The organism is Desulfobacter sp. UBA2225, assembly GCF_002348205.1.
Taxonomy (GTDB): domain Bacteria; phylum Desulfobacterota; class Desulfobacteria; order Desulfobacterales; family Desulfobacteraceae; genus Desulfobacter; species Desulfobacter postgatei.
This window is the reverse complement of sequence record NZ_DDYV01000098.1, coordinates 1-25,519: the sequence shown is the minus strand read 5'-3', so window position 1 is coordinate 25,519 and position 25,519 is coordinate 1. Positions and strand designations below refer to the sequence as shown.

Here is a 25,519-nt window from a genome sequence, read left to right as displayed (position 1 = left end):
TATTAGCATGTTACGATTGAATTGAAAAAGGATTTCTTAAGTCAACGGCATTGAATGCTCAGGGAGGAATCAATGAAACTGATTCTTTTGCAAGGAGCCAATTTATTTCAGGGAAAAAACTTAGATATGCTTTTTCACAGCACTTTCTGCGTGTAATAGCAAATGAAGATTTGATTCCGAAGGGTGCTCTTTTTGCCTATTTACGTTCAAATATTGCATTTAGATTACTTCGCTCATGTGCTGTAGGAAGTATGCAACAAGACTTTCACCCTGCTTTGTTAGCGGAACTTCCTATTCCGATTATTGATGATTCAGAAGCTCAATCTGTCGATGAGATGATTCGTTTAGCATATCAGAAGTATGACGAAGCTATTGATGCGGAAGATGAGGCACGAGATATTGTCGAGCAAGCTATCAAAGAGGGAGGACGCTAAATGGCCAAGGTGATTGCGGAAATTAGCGGAGTCCCGGCGAACGATGCGGAGCGCAAGGCCATTGGCTTGCTGCGTGACAATCTGCCAGATAACTGGATGCTTTTCCATAATTTCGAGCTCCGCCAAGGAGAAGAGGTTTTTGAAATTGATTTGGCAGTAATGTCGCCTCATGCCGTCTATCTAGTTGATGTCAAAGGAACACATGGACTTATCGATGTCTATGGTTCCAAATGGTATCCAGACGGCAGACAGCCCTTTCACTCTCCGCTGGCAAAACTCCGTAATCACGCAAAGATTCTGGCAACCATTATTCGTGAAAGTAACCCCGGCCTTATTGAGCTTCGCAAGGCGCATGTGCAGGCCGTTGTGATCTTGACATCCGATGATGCCAAATTGAATGACCCGGCGGGCATTGACTCTCCGGATGTAACTGATTTAAAGCACTGTATAAATTATCTCTCCGATAAGAAGCGGATTCCGGATCACCGGCTCGATAACATTCAGCGTCATCATGCCCAGATTTTCAAGGCGATCACCGGCAAGGCGAAGCCCAAGAGTTCGGCGCTTGTTTTCAGGGATTGGCAGGTTGAAGAAAAGCTCGGCGGTGATGATCATTACACGGAATATCGGGCCAAACATAGTCTGTTGGGAAAAACTGGCGGTCTGGCCCGTTTGAGAGTCTATCAGGCTGATCCATATCAGGATGAAGAAGCTCGAAAAGAAGAGTTTAAGAAAATCAGCAATGCCTACCGGGCGGTGGCGCATATGCCGACACACGCCAACATCCTTGCTGTCAAAGACCTCTTTGTGTCCGATGAAGAAGACCGGGTTGTGCTGGTTACAGAAGATCTGCCCGGGCAGGCATTACGACAGCATATAAAGAAGAGCACGCTGGCTTTGACCTTCGATCAAAAGCTGGAGATTATGCGTAATGTGCTCTCAGCACTGGACCATGCCCATAAACATGAGGTAATTCACCGCAACTTGACACCGGATGCCATCGTGGTAACCAAAGGCGGGCAAGCCCGAGTGACGGGGTTTGATTTTGCCCGTGTCGGTAAAAACCGCACCAGCACGATTGCAGATCAGATTGTTGAGGACCTTGATAGCGCCTATCAATCCCCAGAGTGTTACCGGCTGCCCACGGAGGCAAGCATCGCATCTGACCTTTATTCCGTGGGTTTGATTTTTTACGAGTTGATCACCGGCGAACAGGCTTTTGAAAGCATCGACCAGATGATGGAGGCCGACGGAAAGTTCCCCATTCCGCCATCCGAAGTAAAGACCGATTTACCCAAGGGCTTTGATGCCTGGCTGCAGAAATTTTGTGAGTTTGATCCTGAAGATCGCCACTTCAGTGCCGCCGTGGCGCGAAAAGAGTTGGATTCGATCATTTTGCCCGAAGCTAAAGACGAGTCCGTTGATGAAGTTTCAAGTGATTCGGTACCAGCAGTACCAGAGGACCTAACTTCCCTGCAACGGGACGATGTTCTGGCAGACCGGTTCCGGGTACAGGAAAAACTAGGCAGTGGCGGATTTGGTGTCGTCTATAAGGTGTTTGATTCTTTTGGCGATGTGGTTCGAGTTATTAAGCTGATTACCCGTGACCGTCGAAGTGTTTATGAGCGTTTGCGCCGTGAATACAAAACTCTGACGCAACTTCCAGAACATCCGCATGTGGTAAAGGTTGTCTGGGCTGACCGGTTTAGTGATAACAAGCAGACGCCGTATATTGTTTTTGAGTATGTTGAGGGGCTTGACGTTTCAGATCTGATTGATGCCGAGGCGCTTTCTTTAAATGATGCCGTTCAAATTATCATGCAGTCCTCAAAGGGCTTGGAGCACTTGCATAAGAATGGTGTTTATCATCAAGATATGAAGCCATCGAACCTGCTTTGGACAGATAAAGGGGTTCGAATTATTGATTTCAATGTGGCGGTTTCGGAGAACGACGAGGTTCAAGGCGGTGGCGGCACCCGGAGATATCTGCCGCCGGATTATGACCTTTCAGGGGAGCCTTCGGCTGAAGACCGAATAGATCGAGATCTGTATGCCCTCGGTATCACTTTTTATGAATGCCTTACCGGAGGTGCATATCCCTTTGAGGAAATGACACCTCCTCCAAGAAAACAGCCGCGAGATATCAAACAGTTTAAGGGCTGCTCAGACCTGAGCTCTGGGCTGATAAAGGTTCTCTATAAACTGATCACACCTGAAAGAAAAGATCGATATCAGAAACCGTTGGAAATGCTGGCTGATCTGGAAGATCTGAACGGAAAATACCGGTCGCTCATGACTACCGGTGAGTTGACAGGGACTCCGAAAGCAGTGTCCAAATTGGGTTTTAAATCTGACCGCCCAAATTTCAACCCTTATGTCAGCCATCTGTTGACGCTCTACAGCCAAAGCCAGATATCTAATGCCGGTACCCGAGGGTTGGATGAGATCGGTAAAGCAACCTATGTCTCCACCTATCTGGATGAGAAACTGAAACCAGCCTTGCTTCGTGGAGACTTTCAACTGGTTGTTATCAGTGGTAATGCTGGTGATGGAAAGACGGCCTTCATTCAGCAGTTTGAAAGTGAAGCGGAACGTGTGGGAGCACAATTCCAACGCGGAGCGAACGGAACTGTATTCCAACTTAAAGGACACACCTTCCAGAGCAACTATGACGGCAGTCAGGATGAAGGTGACGAACAAAACGATGCCGTATTGCTAAAGTTTTTCAGTCCATTCAAAGGTAAGAATCCGGATTCCTGGCCCACCAACCAGACAAGAATTATCGCGATCAATGAAGGTCGCCTTGTGGATTTCTTCTTGGAACATGAAAAAGAATTTCCCGAGCTGGCCGCAATGGTTCAGCAGGGACTGGCAGGTAAACAACCGGAGTCTGGTGTCTCTGTCATCAACCTGAACCTTCGTTCTGTTGTTTCTGACACGGGCGATGGCAACGGCTCTATTCTCAAGCGCTTGATCAATAGAATAACTCAGCCAGAATACTGGTCCGCCTGTGAAGAGTGCGACCTGAAAAACAAGTGTTATGCCTACCATAATGCATCCACTTTCCAAGATCCCACCGCTGGCCCCAAAATCACTGAACGGCTTGAAAAGCTCTATACAATTACGCATTTGCGCGGCAGGCTGCATATCACCATGCGTGATCTTCGGTCGGCCTTGGCATACATGCTGGTTGGAACCGAAGACTGCGATGGCATTCATCAGCTTTACCAAAACGGCGGTGAGGCGAGCTGGAACCGGATTCTGGATGGCTATTACTTCAACTCTTGGATAGCTGGCCATCAGGATAATGCCGACCGTCTGATCAGGCTGTTGCAAGAAATCGACGTGGCGCAAGTCAGTAATCCTGCTTTGGATCGGGAGCTGGGCTTTTTAAGTCCGGATCACAAGAAGATGTCCCGGTTTAATTTTGGAATCAGACCGACATACGATGAGGAGCTTATAGGACTGCTGTTTGATAACCTTCCACGGGATTTCTCGCTGAAAAGACGAAATCATCACATATCAAAGCACCAGAACTACCTGAGCCACATGCGCCGGAAGCATTTCTTCGAATGCCGTGATGAAGAGCAATGGAAGGCGATGCTGCCGTACAAAACACTCGATCAGTTTATCGACACCATACACAGCAAAGATGGCATTGATGAGCCCATCAAACGGATACTCATGGCGATTAATCGCGGTGAAGGATTAAGCAATCCGGACAGGCTTGGCTTGCAGCTGGCGCTGCGGGTTCGAAAAGTTGAAAAAGGTACCATACGAAGCTACCGCCTTTTTGATGGGAACCGCTTTTCATTCCAGTCGCAGGCTGGGGGCATCGCACACCCATTCCTTGAGACCTTCCCGCAAAACATTACCCTGCACTATGACTCGGGTGATGGGCACACGGCTAACCTGACCATCCATCTTGATGTGTATGAAATGCTTATGAGGCTAAATGATGGGTATCGCCCGAGCGTGGAGGAAGAGGAAGGTTTCTACCTCAGCCTGTCGGTCTTTAAAAATGTCCTGTCTGCTGCGCCATATCAGGAAGTCCTCCTGACTGAAAGCGGCTATGAGTTCTATCAGGTCCGTCGTCAAAACGACGGTGTCCTGCAGCTTAACAAATCAAACAGGAGGGCTGAATAATGGGAGTTAAAGGTCGCGATAAAGAATTCAGAACTCCAAAAGTTTCATTTCTCGAGTTTAATCACACGGAAATGGATCGAGTGTTGACAATGCTGTTCCCTCGTCTGAAGTATGATGGATATGGCAGCCGCCGTCCACCGCGTGGCGGGGATCTTACTGTCGAGGAATTTTTAGAAGATTTCTTGGAACACCCGGAGTGGTTCTCTGGTTTTGATCGGTATCCCGAAGTGGTTCAAAAATGGATCGAAACCGATTTGATGGATGTTGTGAACCGAGGAAAAGCGAATCAGGCGGTAGCCGCACCGAGACCACTTCATGGAAACACCTATAAATTCAGGAACTCAAAGCACACCAGAGATTACGGTGCTTCTGAGCAGATTTACTGGATGCTGTTTTATGCCAGGAAAGGCAAAGGTCAGGCTGCCAGAGATGCCTTGAAGCGCTTCTTTTTCCCGGGCATCGATTTGGTTACCGATAAGTATGATCCCAATGTTTCGGTTGATGTAGAGACACAGGCTCTCCTCCGTCTGGATCATCAGGTCACGCAGGACATGAAAGATTCAAAAGAGCCTAATCGCGTGAGCCCCATGTGTATTGGACAAGCCGACATTCTTGCGGATGACATCCTGAGAATTTTGGCTTATGAACCATACATCCCAAGGTCTGTTCTGGTTGATTACATCAAAACCCTGATGGCATTTCACCTCTCGATTTATCAGCTGAAGCTATTGAACATATTACCCAAGGTAGTGAAGCAGCAGTCTGGGAATCCGTTATGCACAACCGGCGAGTGTCCGGTTAAAACGGATCAAACGAAGGCACTCGAAGGATGCCCTTACAAAATTTCAATGTTGGTGGGTATGGGTGATGCGAATAATCCGCATATGGCCGAAATGGCTCGAAAATCAGCGGATCGTTTCTACCGGCAGATTCCTGCCTTTGTGCAGGCCAACTATACCGTTAAGAAGCTTGATGAAATGGCGGAGTATCTCAGTAAAAAGACCGGAAAGCTCACGGCTCCGGCAGGTGGGTCTTTCAGTGTCGGAGATCTTGTTGAGCTGCTCGGCCCTAAATATTCCACAGATCGGGAGGCGTATTTTAAGTTCCGATTAGCCAGCTTAATTGAAGAATCATCCAGTGGTTCAGATGATGTTGACCCGGAGGTTCGTGATGTGACTGCTATGGGATTGAGTGACTTTGATTCATTTATCGAAATCCTTATGGCCTATCGTGGTAAGTACCACAAGCAGTACATCACAGAGTGTCTGGACTCCCTGTTATTGAAAAACAAAGATACCGGGCTACTTGCTCAAGCACGAACCAAAGGAAGTCCCCGTCGATTTGTTCTTGGTAGCAAGCTACTTGAAGTGCTGCTTCAATTGGCTGTGTTAACCCAAAAAGATAATGCATTTGTCACCAGAGAACTCCAAATAGAAGAGCTTTTAGTATTTCTATTTGAACGATATGGAATATGCATCGACCGGGTTCCCTCATCTCCACAGGGCTCCAGCATTCTTGATAAGCGAGCTTTAAGATTGAATTTAGAGGCGTTCAAACGACGCTTACGTGAGATTGGTTTCTACGAAGACCTGTCTGATGCCTACATAACACAGAAGATAACACCAAGGTATCAGATTACCCGAGCGGGTCAGAATAATTCGAATGGGAGACAGGCATGAGTAACGCATTTATAGAGTTAACACAGGAAAAAATAAACCATGCTGTTACAGCCCTCCTGTGTCCGAAAATAAGCCAAATTCTTCAAGAGAGAGCCCCTGGGCATTGTATGCGGGTTACTGATCTTGATGACGACATCATGGAAACTCTCTGCCTGGAGCTTAGAAAACAGTTCCCGACGGGCAACATCTTTATCTTGAACCACACTCACTCAACCGAAAAGACTCATCTGATAACATCTACCAAGCTGGTTGAGTTAAGAAATCCGCAGGAGGATGGTGAATTACGAAGCCCTTTGCTGGTTTTTATACCAACATCCCTTAGAACCAGCGCCGAAGACTCTTTTGGTGTGGCAACATTTGAGGAACTTACTTTTGTCGACATTTACAGGGAGCTGACTGAACAACTTCTACAGAGAGTTCCTGTTTCTTTAATTGCATCGGTCAAAGACATCTTTTCTATCCTTCAGGAAGAACAATGGTTCTTGGCAGATGAAGTCAGCATGGTCCGTTTTTTATTGACTGCCATAGAGAATGGTATTGATGGAGAGACCATTGGTGCAAGTCTCTATGAGCTGGCCCTGATTCCGGACTTTAAATTATTCGAAGATCCCGCCCATGTTTCTGGCAAAATCCACCGCAACATTGACTCTGTACAGATTTTGGCAAATTCACATAAATCCATTCGAGGCAGGGTTGCCGAGCTTGGGCTTCAAGACAAGAAGATTGCCACTACACTCATCACCTTTTTTGAAAAGCATGATGTACACGAGCCGGAGAACTGGACACGCCGAATTGCTCTGGAAAAAAACTGGTGGGATGTCTCTTTTGATAAATGGGCGTTCGCTGAGGAAATTGTTCTGGACAAAATTGATCTCAACGTTGACTCAACAGACCTGCCTGCCATTTCAGTAGATGAAACTGATGATGCCCTGAGTGGGCTGATTGGACAGCAGGTGCTGGTGCCGAATGACCGACGAAAAATGAATGTGGCTTTTGAGGTCAATCCGCATCCTAAGATGATTAATGGACTCGATCACTTTAGTGTACAGATTATGTCTCAGGCCGGTGGCCCAGTTGGAAAATCAAAAAAGGTGAAGGCATGGAACCCCAAACGTACAAGTTGCACGGTGAGTCTCACCAAGCTAAATAAAATCGACTTCGAAGAAGGCTGGCATTACATAAGAGTTTTACCTTGGACTGCTGAAGGCGACCCCGTTCCCATGAATAATTCAGGGGATGGCGAAGATGCAATTCGGCCTTTCCAAAGCGAACCGTTTTATGTTTTGCCCGGTGGCAGCCTTGAGGAAGAACCACCGCAGAGAGCGATTCCGTTTGAGAAAAGCCTTGAGCACGCCAAAATCAAACTCCAGTTGACAGCCTTGGGGGACGACAGAGATCCAAGTGATGTTTGCATATCAGATATCAACTGGTCTGAGGGCGGAAAAACAAAACGTAACTCCAAACAAGAATTGCTTGTTGTTAAATTCGGGCGCGAAGGTGCCATGCGGATTCCGGTCTCCCGAATTTTGAAATCAATTGAACAACGGATTCTGGCCGAACCCAAACACCCTTCCGGCTGGAGAATGCAGATCAATCTGAGCACACCGGAACTGCCGAGTGAGATTGGCCTGAAACTGCCTTCCTCTGCAGCAATGCAGTCTTTTCTTTCGGCTCGAGAACTTCTGTTTGACGCCATAAGAAACGGTAGTTCTGAGTTGATATGTCAGGGATTCTCCTTCGAGGAAAACAAGGGTCTGTGCCTTGCTTATGCTGAATCATACTTCGATTTGATTAAAAGCATCATGCGGAATGCAGAGCATAATGCCGGAGCGGACAGACAATCTGCATTGATTGAACTTAAAAACATTCTTGCGGTCGATTCGGTACATGTTGTTCTAACCGACTTTAGAGGGAAACATCGAGAAGCTCTTTTTGTCGCACCGACTCATCCTTTGAGAATGCTATGGTTGCTCAGCTGGTCAACACTGGCTCAAGAGTGGATTCAGCAAATATTAACCGACGGAAAGGATTACCTGCCCGCAGTTAGAACGGCTCTTCTTGAAGGACTGCAGGCGGTTAACTACCCAGTGGGAATACCAGTGGAAGACGGCCGTATTTTTACAGCAGTAGACAACCTTAATCCATTTTGGTGTGTCTGCGCTCCTGCCACAGAGGATAATACTCGCGGTCTGATAGCCGAGCTTTGTGCGGCACTGGGATTGCCAGAACCTGCAACGGTTGGTACTGACGTTAATGGCACCGTTATCGCAGAAAAAATTGAAAGGTATCTTTCGCAGCACCCTTACGTCCGTGAACTTTCAATCAATATATTTAATCCCGGGTCGGGAAGCGTTATTGCTGATGCCCTTATGGCACTTCAGCATAAGAGTGAGTTCAAAAAACTCAGATATAACCTGAATCTGTTTTCTTCAGATCCTGAGTCGCCAACTCTTGGAGACGCTCTTGAGCAATTGTTAAACCCGGGAGCCATAGGAAAATACGATTCATCTGATGCATTTTCAGTTTCAACTGGAAATCATCTCTTTTCCAAGATGAGCCTCGCAAAGCATCACAATTCAGATTTTCATGCCGATGCAGAAAGGTTTGCTGCTCATTTGAGCATTTTACTGGATGTGTTCCCGGCAGAGGAGATTTCAGTCTGCCCAGCAAAAAAAGCATTTCCACCGCTTTATGGCCTTATTCAGGACTATGATAACAATTTCATTGATGATGAAAGTGGTACCTTCTGGCAGAAAAGTCCGCGCATAGGTACAAATCTGCAGCCTGGAAATTCAGGTTGTTATGACTTGCTTACAAATCTGACCTCGAAGATCTGCTCGGCTATTTCTGCCGTTGCAACAACCGGAGCGAACTTTGCTGGTATACCTGTTATCACACTCGGGCTCGACTCAAAAGAAAGAGAGCTCATCTACCAGATACATCAGGTAAGTGATTGGGTTTTCACAATTGATCGCAATATGGGGATCGAGTTTTTTGATCACGGTGGTCGGAAGAATCGCCCAGACTACTTGATTGACTTTGTCCCGGGAACCAGCGCTCATACAACGCACAACCTGATTATTTCATCCAGGTCTACAGATGAACTTGAAGCGATGTTACGCCCTGTGCTGGAAATCCATGGGCTAACTGCAGGCCAGAATCAAACGGTCGCAATCCTATCTCATTTAAGATCTCTTTCCGGCCAGTTGGCTTTAAAATTGATTTCCGCTGATACACAGCAGAAGGAAGCTCTCGGTCTCTCATTGGCTCGTTTATATTTGGAGTATCAGGGCGCTCTTTCAAACCAGATAATCATCCCTCTTGATGCGCATACCGATTTATATAAGTCATCGAGTGGAGATGAGGTCGAAGACTCTGTCAGTTTGCAAAGAACTGACCTCGCTCTGTTCGATCTGGATTTAACGTCAAGAACCATTACCTGCAATTTGATTGAAGTTAAGTGCTACTCCGACGTCGGAGATTTCTCTGCTTTCAATCAACTTAAGGAACGCATCAGCGGCCAGATTAACCAAAGTGAAAGAATTATCCAGCGTCACTTTGATCCCGCACTTAAAAAGAATGACCGACCTGACAGATTGTTGAAAAGCCGTGAATTGGCTCTTCTCTTAAAGTTTTATCTGGAGAGAGCTCTTAGATATAAAATATTTGAGAATGATGCTGCAGATGAGGCGAGCCTGTTCATAGATACGATTGAAAAAGGATATTCACTCCAGTTTAGAAGAAGTGCCATTATTTTTGATTTCGAGAAAAACGGAACTGATGCGCCTGATAACGAAGTTGGAATTGAATTCCATCGAATAGGTAAAGATTTGGTTCAAGCACTATTGGATAATTGCTCTTTGGGCATATCCGAAGCATCAAGGGAGCTGGCTGATGAAAGTAGCGCAACCTTGGCTGAATTAACCATCCCTGCAGTCCCACGCCTTGAGACCGCAGCCTTTCTCACACCCAAAAGAGCAAGGACTACATCCATTGATGACATAGCCATCGACCCTGAAGATGATGCTGATGACTTTATTCACCCTCAATCGGTAGATGGCGGTCAGACCGGCGAGCCCGAGGGAACGATTGAACCACAACACGATAGCAAAGAAGATGATAGCCTTGTGGCTAGTTCTTCAAATCAGGCAGTCGATGCACCAAAAGCAGAAGAGACTGAATCTGAAAACATTTCAGAAGCTGATGTTGAAGATGTGTCGAAGGACACACCGGATTCAACAGAAGAAAAGGAACCGTCTTCGAATGTCAAATATGATGTGATGCTCGGAGTTACATCAGATTCACCTCAGTATGGTCTTATTGGCGAAGTATCTGGACGGAAAGTCGCTCTTGATCTTAACCATACGCACACAATTAGCCTCTTTGGTGTGCAAGGCGGCGGGAAAAGCTATACGCTTGGTACTGCAATTGAAATGGCCAGTATGCCAATCCAGAATATAAATGTGCTCCCGAGCCCGCTGTCCACCGTCATTTTCCATTACAGTCCGACTCAGGATTATGCTCCGGAGTTCACATCCATGGTTGGAGCGAATACTGTAGAAGCGGAAATAAATATTCTGAGGGAGCGTTACAAAGCAGAACCTGAAGCTCTCAAAGACATCCTGATCCTGACTCCGTCTGACAAGGTTGAGCAGCGACGACAGGAATATCCAGATATTGAAGTGCAGCCTATTGCGTTCTCAGCGTCAGAACTCAAAGCAGCTCATTGGAAATTCCTGATGGGTGCTATAGGCAGCCAAAGCATGTATATGAAACAGATTAACCTCATAATGAGAGGACTACGGAATAATCTGACTCTGGATGCGATTAGAAATGGAATCGACAGTTCAAGCCTTTCTGATCATCTAAAAGAACTGGCTCAAACTCGGTTGCAATTCGCCAGTGAATACGTTGATGATTCCCAAAAGCTGCAAGATCTAATTTGGCCCGGCCGTTTGATAATTGTCGACCTCCGTGACGAATACATTGAAAAAGATGAGGCTCTCGGACTATTTGTAGTAATGCTTCAAATATTCTCGGAAGCAACATACAAAGGTAATGCTTTTAACAAGCTCGTTGTCTTTGACGAAGCGCACAAATACATCGAGAACGACGACCTTGTATCCGGATTGGTCGAGGTAGTAAGAGAAATGCGTCATAAAGGCACGAGTATAATGGTGGCGTCCCAAGATCCGCCTTCGGTACCCGTTTCACTCATTGAGCTTTCGTCACAGATCATAATGCATAAATTCAACTCGCCTGCGTGGTTGAAACATATCCAAAAAGCCAATGCAGCTTTAAGTGATCTAACTTCGGATAAAATGAGTCATCTCGGAACGGGAGAGGCCTACGTTTGGTCAAGCAAGGCTTCTGATGATTCATTTACAAGGAGTGCAGTAAAAGTAAAATGCCGGCCCCGAGTGACTCAACATGGTGGAGGCACTAAAACGGCTGTGGACAGATGAGGAGAAATCTGAAATTTGATGAAGAGCCCAAGTTTAGAAAAGATTAAATTTGCATTCTATATTTATGCAAATTCAATTGAATTCAAACAAATGGTTTGAACTTTATTCTCAATGCATATATAAACTATGCATTGAAATGTAATTATAAACCATGACACCTGAAAATACAAAAAATCTTGAGCAATGCCTCCCTGATGGGCAAGTAGTGAGTCGCACCTGGTTAAAGAAGCGGGGGTTTAGTCGGCCCAGGGTAGATTATGCCTTACGGGCAGGTAAGCTCGTGGCCTTAAGTCGTGGTATATACAGACGTCCAGGGCCTCCTCTTAAATGGGAGCATGTGGTCTTTTCGCTGAATGAAATGGGATACGCTGTACATGTGGGCGGTCGCAGTGCGCTTGAATTGCAAGGCTTAGCCCATTATCTGCCGTTGGGTGATACACAACATATTGGTCTATACAGCACTGTAAAAATACCGGGTTGGACACGCATTTTTACAGATTCTTTCGAATTTGAAATTCATAATAAAAAACTGTTTGAAGAACTTCCCGAGCCTGGGTTGACCACCCGGCCTTTTGGTTCCTGGGATTGGCCGATTCCATTTAGTACTCCGGAACTTGCCTTGCTTGAATTATTGGCGGATCTGCGGGACATTGCTGATTTTTTAACAGCGGATACATTTTTTGAAAGCGCCGTCAATTTAAGACCGAACCTGATTGTTAAGTTGCTGACATGCTGCAAGCAGGTAAAGGCAAAAAGACTATTTTTATGGTTTAGTGATCGCCATGATCATGCTTGGCTGAAAGAGTTGGAAACCAAGAGTATAGATTTAGGCCGGGGTAAGCGCATGCTTGTTAAAAGCGGTGTTTTTGATGCTGCTTATCAGATAACGATTCCCAAACAGATGGTCAAAGAAGATGAAAACTCCCTATTCTGACCAAGTGCGCCTGCTCGTGAATCTTTTGCCTATTGTGGAAAAGCAAACCTGTTTTGCCTTAAAAGGCGGCACAGCTATAAATCTGTTTGTAAGAGACATGCCGCGCTTATCTGTGGATATTGACCTGGCCTATCTGCCGGTAGAGGGCCGAGATCAAAGCCTTGAGGGAATTGATGGGGCGCTTGGTAAGATCATTGAGGAAATTAAAAAACGAATCCCGCGAGCCCGGGTAACGGAAATGAACCTGAAAGGTACAGATAATCGGTATAAACTGTTAGTGCAACAAGGTGTAACCCATGTCAAAATTGAAGTAACTCCGGTGCTGCGGGGTAGCGTCTACCCGCCCCAAACACGCCGAGTGTCAGACAATGCCGAAAAAGCTTTTGGCTTTGCCAGTATGACGTTGCTGAGTTTTGAAGATCTTTTCGCCGGAAAAATTTGTGCAACCTTAGACCGGCAGCACCCTCGTGATCTATATGATACCTACTGGCTGCTGCAGCATGAGGGAATTACGCAGTCTTTAAAAAATGCGTTCATGGTCTATCTCATAGGCCATAACCGGCCCATGGCTGAGCTTTTAGGGCCCAAATCCCAAGATATTTCTCCGATGTACAGAACAGAGTTTGATGGCATGGCATATGAACCATTAGACCTTGACCGATTACAGGATACTTTGCCGGAACTGGTTGTTCAAATCCATAAAGCCCTGAATGATGATGACAGGATTTTTTTGCTGGATCTTAAACAGGGAAATGCGGATTGGAAAAAATTTCCACTGCCCCAGGCGCAGATTTTACCTGCCATCCAGTGGAAACTGCTAAACCTGGAGCGGATGCCCCCGGACAAACGCCGCAAAGCAGCTCACAAACTGGAAAAGGTATTGTTTGGATAACTGTTCCTGAATACGGTGAGAAATGGCCACTAAGGAACGAATTTTAAATAACTTGCCCATTTCAAAACAGGCGACCATTCTAGGCTGTACGTTTGAAAATTCTAACTGGGCATCTTATTTCGTGCTCATTCCTAAGGGCCTAATGACCGCATAGCTGCATAAAGTTCCAAACTTTTCCTAAAGCTCATTTTGATAAACACTCTTAATTTCTTCAGGCTGGACGCAAAGATAATCCAAGGTCTGCTTTTGACTGGTGTGATTGAAACAAACCATTAATTCTGGAATCCCAACACCGAAAGTGACTCGCTGATGATATCCCCAGGTTTTTCTTAGGGTGTGGCTGGCGTAGTTTCCCTTCAGATTGATGTCCTTACACCATTTTTTAACCAAAGTGCTTAGGCTGGAAACCGTCAGGGCATTTTTATCCTTCCGGTTGCTCAGAAAAAGAAAATCATCATCTTCATATTTAATGGATTTAAGCAGATTTTGAATTGCCTCAATGCAAGCCCGGTTTAAATTGATCCGCCTTTGTTTCTGCGTTTTTTTCTCCTTTAAGGAGATTTCTTCCCCGGGCTGAAGGTGTCGCACTTGTTCGACTTTGATTTTCAGCAGATCTGAAGCCCGCAGATTGGTGTTAATCCCCAAAGTGAACAAACAGAGATTTCGAGGGGAATCCTGTAGTATTTTTTTTATTAGTTTGATGTCTTTTTGCCTTCGGATCGGTTCTACAGCAATATGGCTTCCTTTCTTAGGATGATTCAAGTTTTCCATGCTTTTACAATCCCCAACTTTTAATATAAATATGAATAAAAGTTAGGATATTTTTTTAAAAAAAGCAAATCCGAATTTCAAAAAAAATCCCCAACGCTTTTATTGATGAGTCTTGGGGCTGATTTTTATAATCCCAACTTTTTAGGTAAAGTTGGGAATTGATTAGAGAAGAAACCTCTTCAGTCTGAATGAAAAACCGCCTCAAGCGGCGTGGCCACTCAGGGGTATTCGTTACGGTAGCCGTCTAAATGGACAACGATCAATAACAAAAGAAGTCAACACCTTAATGGATGCGGCGTTCGGCAACCGATGATAGACATATTGTGGGGTTCTGTTCTTCTGAAAGTTAATGTTCAAGTTAGCCCTATCATGTTTGGTGCCGCCCCCTCCAATCGTGTGTGTGACTAAGGTTTCCCAAAGCCCATACAATCCATCGAAGCGGATTGCAGAAACCTACGGAGGTAGGCGGCATAAACTTAATTGTACGGGAAAATATATTCTTTCTTTTTTAAGCTATTTTTTAAATATTTCGGATCTCTCCAACTGACAATGAAGTCTTTATTAAGGACTATTTGACTTTGCTTATTTACATCAAACTCGACTTGCTTTCGCTTATTATCTAAGGTTATTTTTTTAACGTCATCTATCATCTTTTTTCTCACTGGCTCATCGATATATGGGCAAGCCAGATAATCAAAATAAAACATAAAATATTCAGAAGATATAAACATATCAATGCTATTCAGCAAATAATTTTCAGCTGAATTAATCAGCTCATCACGTAGTTGCTGATATTCTGGCTTGTTCTCTATATAGAGCATGAATGTTATCCAGCAAAAATAGAAATCATTGTTCTCTGAATTTTTCTCTAAGCTACCAAAATACTTTTTTAATTTATTTTCCGGTAACTTAAACTTTGAAGGAAGCATTGTTAAAATAATTAAGAGATTCAATGTCTCAAGCCCAATCATATCATCCGCATGATTAATAAATATATTGATTGCTTGTTTAACATGATCAAAAATTTTTTTGTGGATTATTTCTTTATGGCTTTCCTGCCAATTCGCAGTTTTTTCAAGAAGATCATGAATTAACCGTGCCAATCGATCAGTTGGTCTTATCCGTATATCCATTGCATGCACAAAAAACAGCACATCCAAATCAACTAACAGCCAATTTAAATGAAATTCATTCTTATGCTCAGCTTCAGATATTATTGATAAATAGGAAAGCATCCGTTTTGTGATTGCACTAAATAGATAGTTAGAAATTGAATGGTATTCAACCTTGTAATTAGCCAGAGCCATTTTGATTTTTGTTATTGTCTTGTTAGCTATATAACTTGGCTTTTTTAATTGAATAATGGATTTTAACTCTGTGTCTTCATTCTTATAACGAGAATTATAATATTCGCCAACAGCATGGCTTAATGCGTGTTTCGCCAAAGAGATATCAGTTGCAAATGGCCTATGGGCTATTGTTGTTTTAGCCTCATTCAAGTACATTTTATATTCCAACAGGCTTAACTCTAATGCTTTTATAAAAGCCGATTTAACATCTTCAGAACGAAAGAAAACAAAGAAGTCATCAACATAGCGTCTAAAGTCAAAATCTTTTGAAATTTGATAGTTATTTTGCATCATTTTATCAACTAAATTTAAATCAATTTTTTGTAAAATAATTTCTGCAAAAATCCGACTTACTTCAGGACCTATGATTATACCGTTAGTCTCACGATAGTTTGTGAGCTGCATTAAATTATCGAACTCTCCGTCAAAATTTCCATGAGGCTTTGGGTTTACTTTGGCTAAACGCTTATTTTTTATCGCCCAACCAATTGAATGTGTATAAATACTGGGAAAGCATTTAGACACATCAACCTGAAGCATGCTATGAAACTGCTTTTCAAGCTTATGATACTCATAAGATTCAAAAAAACGATATAAAAAAGGATATTTTTTGTATTTAAAATAGGAGGTTGAAACAATTCTTTCTTCGTCTACATTCTCAACGCCACCAGTGAGTTTTGAGCCTTCTTGAGTTTTACCATAGAACTTAGTTGATTTTCTGTAAGGGTGTCTTAACGAATGTTTTGATTTTGTACAGTAATATTTTATCAACTCATCGTATTCATGATAGAAATCACAAACTTTTAACTGAGCAACCGGATGCATGATTGATATTGCACGTGGCGATTTGTCCCCTCCTCGACTTACAAAATATTCCAAAGGAATATATACGCCGGCTCTGCTTTCAAAATTTAACCCCGAAATATTCCTGTACGCATTAACATGCGCTGGCGTGCTAAACCTCTGATACATTGTGAAATTTGAGAACCATAACGGCAACTCATAGGGAAGAACATCCGTTAGTAACGTTCTTAATTTGTCATTAGTATTTACTTTAATGATGTCAGGCATTTTTCCATACTTGCATTATTTGAGCTGCTTTCTTCTTGGTAAACTTCCCAACATTTCGTTTTTTTGCATTGCCGTATATTGATATCTTTTTAATTTGATCTTGTTCTTGTTGACTCAGCCCGTGCCGAGGATTTGCCAATTGCTGACAGAGGAACCCATCAAGAGCCTTTAAACATTCAAAGCCATCAGTCACATACTGGTAGTTGTGAGCAAGCCCCGCTAACAAATGGCCATTCTTACCTTTACGTACACTTTTCAACATGCAAAGGTATTCAAGTCTTCTTTTTAAAAGAGCGATGTTTTTTTGCTTTTTATGATTGCTAAAACTGATTGCTATTTTGGATTTAAGTTTATTTAACTTTGCTTGAGAGATTTTTAAAGTTACTTCGTTTGGCTTATCCTTTTTCTGTTTGACTTTAATCGAATAACCTAAGTAATCGAACTCTGCTGACTGTGAAGAGCCACTATAATACTTATCCGTATCATTGTTGAGACTAAGCCCTCTTTCATTCATGAACGCTGTAATATCATCTTTTACGTTTCCTTCCATGCCTGCTGGTGTTAGAATAATGAGATCGTCAACATATCTTGCGGTATATATCACATTAGGATGTGATGCTACCTTTTTATCTAACGATTCTAAATAGAGCTCTGCAAGTGTGGGACTTATTGACAATCCTCTAGGTAAACCATACATATTATGGTTGCTCCGAAGATCACTATGAATATCGTTAAGTAACTTAATGCAGTTAGGGGCAAGTATCAGATCGTCTTCAAATTTATTGATGAGATGTTCAAATGGTATGGTTTCATAACAATTTTTAATATCCAACCGTAGAACATGATAATTGCCAGAGTCTTTTAGGAGCGTTATTAGTTGTCTAACTATTCTATTACGATCTGACTGTCTGACTTTATAAATTCGTCGGACAAACCGATCCAGTAGCTTGATTGCAAACGCATCTTCCATTTTAGCCGGAATAAAGACTAATTTGTTCTTCACTGTTTCTGTTTCTAATGAAGATAAAACGAGGTTATGTGACTTCCAGTACTGAACAGTATGATTTACAGCAGTCTCAACATCTCCATAACCAGACAATAAATCCCATTGCCAAACATCTGATGATGTAAGTGATTTAGAAAGTTGTTCTATATCAAAAACCTGTTTTAGCATTGATCCCGTTTACCGCTTAGATTTAACAAATTGATCTGTTATCTTCGTTTATCTTACGAGTTCACTTGGCTATCGGAATAATATCCGAAAAGTAAGAATAACGTGATCAGAATGAATGTTAAGGAATGAGTTTTAAATAACTTACCCATGTTCAACATCCCTTTGGAATTGCACAATAATTCCACTTTGGCAAGATTTTATCGAATAGAATTTGCATTGTTGATTTAAAGGTTTCACTGACTTTTCTGCCGGTTTGATAAACCTTGTTAATAACATGAACGAAGACATTCAAACCTTTTTGAGTTCGCGTCTTGGAAATCAACTCCGTAACCAGCTCTAAACTTAAAAAAATGACACCCTGGCATGCGCGTGTTATGTGGGGAAATAGCCGATGTTCAATCGGATTAAATTTTGAACAATACGGGGGATAGTGAGCGATTCGAATTTCAATCCCGATTTCATCTGCCAAAATTTGAAGATCCTGTTTGAAAAGGTAATGTCGAGAGCTATTACTGCCTCCGCCGTCGCACAAAACCAAAATTGACGTTGCATTCGGATAGTTTTTGCAGCCATAATCATACCACCAATGGCGGAAGCTATCGCATGCGAACTCACTGGTATCATGACTCGTTCCTATCTGAACATATCCGATATTGAGCTGTAAATCATACAAGCTGTGGGGAATGACCACACCTTCTGCAAAGCTTGGGAAATCATGATCATATACTTTTAACTCTTCGAGTGTGTAAAGATGACCATCCCGATAAAAATTGCCGAGATGTTCTTTTTTCTTGGTATCCATGCTGATAATCGGATTGCCGGCCTCCAGGTACGACGATCTGAGTTTCACAATGTTATCGAATTGCTCATTCCGATCCGGTACACTTTTTTTCATAGATTGCCGTTTTTGTGCCTTACGGAGGCGATAAGGAACGAATTTTAAATAACTTGCCCATTTCAAAACAGGCGACCATTGTAAGCTGTACGTTTGAAATTTCTAACTGGGCATCTTATTTCGTGCTCATTCCTAACCATGTTTTTTGAGTAGCTGACTGACAACATTTCGGCTCACTTTGATGTCATATTCAATTTTCAGGACGTCAACGATCTCCCATATACGCAGGTTTGTCCATCGAATTTTCTCATTCATCGGGTCCCCTGCGGTATGATCACGCAGTACGCCCAGAAACTGTTCATCAATTTCCGGATTAGAAACCCAATACTTTTTACGTCCACCCCCAGTTATACGTATTTTGGGCGATTCATCTGGTACTTTTCCAATACGTTTTTGAACGGTACGCATAGGCAACATACTCACTTCAACAGCACCTTTACCGACTGTTTTTCTGCTGCATCCCAAAATTTTGGCAATATAATTTCGACCGCCATGCTCCAATTTAAAAGCTTCGATACCAGCATATCTCCGGCGATCTCGCTCATTAAGGTCTTCATAATATCGGCGCATAAGATCTTCTGTCTCTTCAGGGTAACATTGCATAATAGCCGACTACTACACCATATTCATAGGTTTTCATACTTCAAAAATCAAAATGGGAACTTTATTTCGTGCTCATTCCTAAAAACAATGATAAAATCATTAACATCATATAGTAAGGCTTGCAAATAGTAAGGCTTGCAAATTTTTTTCTTCAAATAACCACATAGTTGACTAAGCACTTATGGTATTATCAGTCGCCCAGGCTTATTTCAAAACAGCATTCAATAACAGAAGTATTGTGGAGGGGGGCATTCTATCCCCCTTAATTGTCAACGATAAATTTACATTCCATAATCTTCACCATAAAAACGCTGAAAATTTTTGTTAAATTTTATCCAATTATAGTTGTGCTGTTTTTGTTCACTGATGTAAATCTTCCAGGCTTCTCTTTCTTTGGCGGAGTTGAGTTTTTTCACCGGTTCAAATTTATACGGATTTTCAATTGTATAACCGCCGTTGGATGGTTCAAATTCCCCTAAAATTTTCAATCGTTCATCATTGCCCCATCGCAGGCTTTCAGGCTTTCGTCTATAAGAGCGTGCATCAAACGACAAAATATCCTCAGCTTGTCCTGTTCCGTGATATGCCAAACGGCATTTGGACAATTTGCGCAAATTGTTTTGGGAGAGTGGTCCAGGTTGCCTAAAACCGGGCTGCCTGCATGTGCATGTGCTTGTGCTTGTGTTTCGTTGTGTTGCGGTGTTTCTATTACCGGGCTGTCCTGTGTCTCTTCCATTGTTCATATCTCCTTTTTTGGGGTGTTCAAGGATAATGCCGTTTTTGGCAATCCGCATACCGGTTTTAGAAAAAGGGATGCTTGAATTTTTCTTTGTCTTGCCGCCGATATCGGTTAAAACAAAACCTGCCCCCCGGGGTTTGACTTCAAGGCCGATTCTGGCCAGTTCCCTGTGGAAGTCTTGCCAGGTATCAGATTTAACTGCCGCCCGGGCGATAAACTCTTTTGATTCTAAAACAAAGGTGTCAAAGGATTTTAGTCCGGTTTTAGTTTCAAAGTCTTTGGCTTTGGCGTTTTCCCGTTTTGGCTTCCGTTGAAAGAATTCTTTTACCTCATAATCCCCGGCTGATTTCTCATAAGACCCAAGCCGGTCCTGAAGTTTTTTCCTGGACAAATTCTCATCAAAATCGCTTAATTTTATATGATGTCCATCTTTTTGTTTGTGGCCGATTGCAGCCAGGATACAGCCGTTCCCGCGCATTTGCACAGTTAAGCCGTAAACGGCAAGTTCTTTGTGCAGGGACTGCCAATCCCGGGCATTGTCAAAGGCTTGTTTGACATCGGATTGCCGCTGTTTGACGTAATCGCTAAATTGCTGTTCAACACCGACATCAATCTTAAGTTTATATTTTTCCTCCAGGAGCCGGCAGGTTTTATCCCGTTTATAATAATCATAGAAAGGATCATGCCGGGTGTATTTTTCCTTGTGGATCATATTGTAAGCAACGTGCATGTGGGGATTGTCTGTGTTGATGTGTATTCCGCAGAGCCGTTGATGCTCTTCAAAACCTAAAGCGGCTGCAAATTCTTTTTCAATGTTTTTAAAATCCTCCAGGGAAAGTTTTTTGAAATCTTCAGGATGAAAACTTACCACCATATGATAGGTTTTTTCTTTTTTGGTCCGGGTATTCATTCCCTGGGTGGCTTTAATTTCATCAATGGCCAGATCATAATCCTGCCCGGCATAACACCCGGCTGTCCATTTTGCAAAGAGCTTTTCCCCTTCATGGCCGGCATTGATATACAACCCTAAACGCTTTATGTTGTCGTTTTGCGGTTCGCAATGGATACGTTTTGATATCATGGCATTAAGCTTTGATGATGGCACCAGGATCTAACGCCATTAAATTGCGGCGTTGCCTGAAGATATGGAAGAAGACAGGGCCGCACCCTTACATCATATCCCGGATTTTAGAAATGACCGGCTTGAGCTGACGCTGCCTGTCTTCAATGTCATCCAGCACCTTTCTTATCTCTGCCGGAGGCACATTTTTAAACCCCTGGGCAAGATAGTATTTAAACAGCCCCCCGAGCCGGCCAAGGTCAGCGTTCAATTTAAGGGCAGATAAAAAAGCCTCCTGGTCAAGCCTTGATTCAATCCGCTGGCCAGTTAAAATCCTGCGCATATATTCAGAGACAGAAAAGCCCGTCTGTTTGGCGAGTTGATTGATTTGGCTGTATTCTTTTTTCGTCACATAAGATTTGAGGGTTATTTCCCGCTTGTCTTTTTTCATTAAAAACCCCTGCGCTTTTCAATTCTGTTGAGAATCGCCTGCTTTGTTGAGAACACCACCAGGAACAACGGTGTGGGCCTGTGCCATTATTCCCGGTGGTGCAGCTATTTTTTTTGTCTACTTTCCCGGCATAGGCTTAAGCGGGAATTTTTAACTTGTGTATGGCCGGATTCTTTTGGTTTATGACGGCAATATCTTCTATCTTTCTGCCCTGTTTGGTCCTTTTAATAAAAATCACCAAATCAACCGCCTCGTGGATTAAATCATCCATGGGTGTCGGCACAACTTCGGCAATGAGCTGCTGCAGCCGGACCAGCCCCCCGGCACAGGAATTGGCATGGACGGTGCACACGCCACCCGGGTGGCCGGTATTCCACGCCTTTAACAGGTCCAGGGCTTCACCGCCCCTGACTTCACCCACAACGATTCTGTCCGGCCTAAGCCTCATGGTGGCTTTAAGAAGATGCTGCATACTGGTGTTCCGGTTTGTACGCAGCATCACCTTGTTTTTTGACAGGCACTGCAGTTCGCTGGTGTCCTCGATAATGACAAGCCGTTCATCGCCGGCAATATTTGCCAGTTCTGCAAGAATGGCATTGGTCAGGGTGGTTTTGCCGGAACCTGTTCCGCCCGCCACCAGGATGTTTTTTTTGTTTGCAATGGCATCACAGATAATTTGCTGCTGATCCAAAGACATGGTTCCGGACCGCACGTAATTATCCAGGGTAAATATTCTGATGGCCTTTTTGCGGATTGTGAAGGTGGGATTGGCCACAACCGGCGGGAACAACCCTTCAAACCGGCTGCCGTCCAGGGGCAGTTCACCTTCAACAACGGGAGAATCCTTTGTGACGACGGCCCCAAGCATGGACGCAACCTGGCTCAGTATTCCGGCAGCGGATGATGCGGGAATGGCGGACACTTCCACCATTCCCCTGTCAAAGGTATCGAGCCATAGCCTGCCGTCAGGATTGAGCATAATTTCAATCACGTTATCATCATCCAGGGCCTGGGTAACAATGGGGCCTAAATTATGCTTCAGACTGTCCAAAACCACGCTCATTTTTACTCCTTTCCAATAAGTATCTTAAAAACCAAAAACAAAAAGGGGGGTTATCGTATCAATTATTGAGGATTGCGGTACAAAGCCGATATACCTGCTGTCCAATGAAAATTTTGTGTTGCCGACCACAACCAGGTGATTGGCAGGTACGATGCCTGTTTTGGGTTCAAATGCTGTAATAGTCCGGCCTTGACTGTCTGTATCGGATGCCGAGGGCAGTTGATATGTCTGCCCTGGTAACGCAGCCACACGTTTCATTAAAGGGGTATTTTTAACGTACCTTGACACAAGAGGCTGTTGTGCAGCAGTGGGATGGAAAACAACAAAAGAGCCATTGGCAATTGCCTGGGAGGTTTTTAAATATATACCCAGGGGCAGGCTGGCGGATGCATTGATATAACAGTGTTGAGATATAAAAAAACAGACCGCAAAACAAAGGCTGCAGGGCAGCACAATTTTTATTATTTTGCTTTTATATGTCATTTGTCTATCCCTCTTTTAGTTTGAAAACTTCATATGGCCGGGCGGCGAGATTTTAACCCGCTCCTGGAAGACAGGATCTAAAAAATAGAGTATCTGCTGACCGTATACTGTGTTGTAACCGGCAACGAAGATAAGCATATCACCAGGGGTTTTGATTCCCCCTTTTTCATCTTTGACCGGGCCTTTCAGCCGCATGCATTCATCCGGTGTGAGCAGCGGCCTTGCGACTTCGCTGACAGACACAGAGGCATTGCCCATGCCGCCTAACCGTTTGCCTGAAATACTGGTTTTTTTGTCCACCACGGTGGTTTTCCCGGTCATATCGGACAAGAGCTTTGCGGTTTCTATTTTGTTGGGCGCATATGCAATCCTGACATGGCAGTTTGATGTAATTGATTCGTCCCGGGTGTATTCTTTTTGCAGCTGGGATAAATCCTGGACAATGATATAAGCCTTCACACCGTAACCGGCCATAAAGGCCAGGGCTTTTTCCATGATTTCCAGCTTGCCCAGGCTGGTGAATTCGTCCAGCATGAGCAGCAGCCTGTGTTTATAGTCAACTATGGCTTGCCCGTTTTCAAACTCCATTTTCTGGGTGAATTTTCTTAACGCCAGATTGAAAAACACACGCAGCAGCGGCCTTAACCGGTCCAGGTTGGCAGGGGATACAACCAGGTATAAATCAACAGGGGTTTGGGAGTTCATGATATCTGAAATGAAAAAGTCAGACTCCGAGGTGTTCTTTGCGACAATGGGATCACGGTACAAAGACAGGTTTGTAATGGCGGTTGATACCACCCCGGATAACTCACGGTCGGCTTTGATCACAGCTTCACCGGCATAACTGTCAATGGTTGACTGTATGTTGTCTGCCAGATCCGTATCCATGTCCGGATACCCTTTCTTCAGGATCTGTGCGTGTTCTTTGTCTATCATGGCATAGAGCAGGTTTTTGACATCCCCCTCATTGTCGCTTTTTGTGATTTCGGCCACAACATCTGCAAGGGTGGCATCCTGCTTTGATACAATGACATGCAGAATCAATCCGGTCAGCAAGGCATATCCGGCCTGGGTGAAATAATCTTTCATGCCCTTGCCGTCCGGGTCACAGATCATCTGTGCAATGTTCTGGGCATCGGCAATGGCATGATTGGTATTAATCCGCACTTCTGCCAAAGGATTCCATTTAGCAAAGGAAAAGGTTTCATCGGCAGGATCAAACTTAAGAATGTTATGATGTAATGCCTTGGCCCTGTATCCTGATGTCAACGCGTAATTTTCACCCTTAATGTCCAGGGTTATGCTTGAGCCAGGCCAGGCAAGCAACGAGGGGATAACCAGGCCCACACCTTTACCGGACCGGGTGGGCGCAAAGGCTAAAATATGTTCCGGGCCGTTATGGATCAGGTACTTGGTGCCCCGGGCCAATGGAAAGCCGCCCACATATACGCCTTCCCTGGCGTCAAGTCCCATGGCGGGCAACTCTTTTTTCTTTGCCCAGGCAGCCGTGCCGTGCAGATTTAGATTGCCTTTGGGCTTTTTCCTGAGAATCAGGAAAAAGCCGAAGAGAGTGCTGAGGACAAAAGCCCCGAAGATCAAGTCAACCTGATTACCCACCGGGGTGTCTGTGATGTATTTATTCCATTCAAACACCTTCCAGGGCAGGTAACAGGTATCAAACACCGACCTGCCCAGGTCAGGATGGTATCTTAACGCCCTGGCTACGGTTTGGGTGGCGTAACCCATAAAGGCAAAGGCCCACAGCAAAAAACAAACCGGGAAGAGCAGGGGATACCAGCTTTTTTTTACCCTGGCCTGTTTAAGGCCGTATTCTTGTTTTTTCATCGTTCAAGCCCTATGCCTTTGTTTTTGGAAAGATATTGAATCTGGCATTTCAACTGGCTTTGAACCCGGTTCTTACCCATTTTGCACTTGGCCAGGTCATTGAAATCCGTGTACCCAAGTTTTTTTGATTCATCCGTAAATTGGGGGATAATGACTTTCGCACCAACTGCCTTGGCCGCTTTTTGGGCTTTTTCCACCCCCACATTATTTTCTTTGGCGTGGTCATTATCAGCGCAAATGAACAGCTCAGCGGAGGGCATCAATTCCCGGATCTGTCTGGCCACATTTTCAAGGTTGTTTGCATCAAAACAGACCACTGCCGGAAGGTGGCTCACATCATTCAGGGTCTTTCCCGTTGCAAAACCCTCAGCCAGCAGTATGGGTTTTTGTTCGTCGAGTTCGCCTATGGTATAAGCGTTCCCGGATTTTTTACCGCCGGGCAGAAACTGCTTTTGCCCATCCTCG

At 44.1% G+C, this 25,519-nt stretch carries 17 protein-coding genes; 6 read left to right on the top strand and 11 right to left on the bottom strand.

All coding sequences use genetic code 11. The features are described 5' to 3' along the window. Positions 1-50 precede the first annotated feature (50 nt). The 6 genes from B3D59_RS05270 (at position 51) to B3D59_RS05245 (ending at position 13,550) form a co-directional block, all read left to right on the top strand. A complete protein-coding gene (locus B3D59_RS05270) occupies positions 51-434 on the top strand; it encodes a hypothetical protein (RefSeq protein WP_286818218.1) in 384 nt (127 codons plus the stop codon). After that, positions 435-4,580: a methylation-associated defense system protein kinase MAD6 gene (gene mads6 / locus B3D59_RS05265; RefSeq protein WP_286818217.1), complete on the top strand. Its 4,146-nt coding sequence runs from the start codon at positions 435-437 to the stop codon at positions 4,578-4,580. After that, positions 4,580-6,259, top strand: a complete 1,680-nt coding sequence (gene mads7, locus B3D59_RS05260; protein ID WP_286818216.1) for a methylation-associated defense system protein MAD7 — start codon at positions 4,580-4,582, stop codon at positions 6,257-6,259. Before mads6 ends, mads7 begins: the two co-directional genes overlap by 1 nt. Beyond that, positions 6,256-11,724: a methylation-associated defense system ATP-binding protein MAD8 gene (mads8, locus tag B3D59_RS05255; protein WP_286818215.1), complete on the top strand. Its 5,469-nt coding sequence runs from the start codon at positions 6,256-6,258 to the stop codon at positions 11,722-11,724. The genes mads7 and mads8 overlap by 4 nt, the downstream gene beginning before the upstream one ends. A 151-nt stretch (positions 11,725-11,875) precedes the next feature. Continuing rightward, on the top strand, positions 11,876-12,658 hold the full coding sequence (locus B3D59_RS05250; protein ID WP_286818213.1) for a type IV toxin-antitoxin system AbiEi family antitoxin domain-containing protein: 783 nt from the start codon (positions 11,876-11,878) through the stop codon (positions 12,656-12,658). Next, positions 12,639-13,550 carry a nucleotidyl transferase AbiEii/AbiGii toxin family protein gene (locus tag B3D59_RS05245; RefSeq protein ID WP_286818212.1) on the top strand — a complete coding sequence of 304 codons (912 nt, stop codon included), beginning with the start codon at positions 12,639-12,641 and terminating at the stop codon, positions 13,548-13,550. The genes B3D59_RS05250 and B3D59_RS05245 overlap by 20 nt, the downstream gene beginning before the upstream one ends. Before the next feature lie 177 nt (positions 13,551-13,727). On the opposite strand, the gene B3D59_RS05240 is transcribed toward B3D59_RS05245, so the two are convergent. The 11 genes from B3D59_RS05240 to B3D59_RS05190 form a co-directional block, all read right to left on the bottom strand. After that, positions 13,728-14,321: a tyrosine-type recombinase/integrase gene (locus tag B3D59_RS05240; protein ID WP_286818211.1), complete on the bottom strand. Its 594-nt coding sequence runs from the start codon at positions 14,319-14,321 to the stop codon at positions 13,728-13,730. Positions 14,322-14,797: 476 nt separating this feature from the next. Continuing rightward, positions 14,798-16,741: an antiviral reverse transcriptase Drt3b gene (gene drt3b, locus B3D59_RS05235; RefSeq protein ID WP_286818210.1), complete on the bottom strand. Its 1,944-nt coding sequence runs from the start codon at positions 16,739-16,741 to the stop codon at positions 14,798-14,800. Beyond that, positions 16,734-17,915, bottom strand: coding sequence for an antiviral reverse transcriptase Drt3a (gene drt3a / locus B3D59_RS05230; protein ID WP_286818208.1), 1,182 nt, complete (start codon positions 17,913-17,915; stop codon positions 16,734-16,736). The genes drt3b and drt3a overlap by 8 nt, the downstream gene beginning before the upstream one ends. Positions 17,916-18,066: 151 nt before the next feature. Then, the gene (locus tag B3D59_RS05225; RefSeq protein WP_286818206.1) at positions 18,067-18,876 is read right to left on the bottom strand and encodes an ISAzo13 family transposase; all 810 of its coding nucleotides are present in this window, start codon (positions 18,874-18,876) and stop codon (positions 18,067-18,069) included. Between the two features lie 66 nt (positions 18,877-18,942). Continuing rightward, the gene (locus B3D59_RS05220; protein WP_286818201.1) at positions 18,943-19,380 is read right to left on the bottom strand and encodes a hypothetical protein; all 438 of its coding nucleotides are present in this window, start codon (positions 19,378-19,380) and stop codon (positions 18,943-18,945) included. Positions 19,381-19,694: 314 nt separating this feature from the next. Beyond that, positions 19,695-21,257 carry a TraI/MobA(P) family conjugative relaxase gene (traI, locus tag B3D59_RS05215; RefSeq protein ID WP_286818200.1) on the bottom strand — a complete coding sequence of 521 codons (1,563 nt, stop codon included), beginning with the start codon at positions 21,255-21,257 and terminating at the stop codon, positions 19,695-19,697. Positions 21,258-21,321: 64 nt separating this feature from the next. Next, complete coding sequence (locus tag B3D59_RS05210) at positions 21,322-21,663, bottom strand: plasmid mobilization protein (RefSeq protein WP_286818197.1); 342 nt, start codon at positions 21,661-21,663, stop codon at positions 21,322-21,324. Positions 21,664-21,799: 136 nt separating this feature from the next. After that, on the bottom strand, positions 21,800-22,726 hold the full coding sequence (trbB, locus tag B3D59_RS05205) for a P-type conjugative transfer ATPase TrbB (protein ID WP_286818195.1): 927 nt from the start codon (positions 22,724-22,726) through the stop codon (positions 21,800-21,802). 24 nt (positions 22,727-22,750) lie between these two features. Continuing rightward, positions 22,751-23,209, bottom strand: coding sequence for a S26 family signal peptidase (locus B3D59_RS05200; RefSeq protein ID WP_286818187.1), 459 nt, complete (start codon positions 23,207-23,209; stop codon positions 22,751-22,753). Between the two features lie 15 nt (positions 23,210-23,224). Next, positions 23,225-25,054: a type IV secretory system conjugative DNA transfer family protein gene (locus tag B3D59_RS05195; protein WP_286818186.1), complete on the bottom strand. Its 1,830-nt coding sequence runs from the start codon at positions 25,052-25,054 to the stop codon at positions 23,225-23,227. Further along, positions 25,051-25,519: toprim domain-containing protein (locus B3D59_RS05190; protein ID WP_286818185.1), on the bottom strand; the 469-nt coding region annotated here is incomplete at its 5' end. The genes B3D59_RS05190 and B3D59_RS05195, both read right to left, overlap by 4 nt.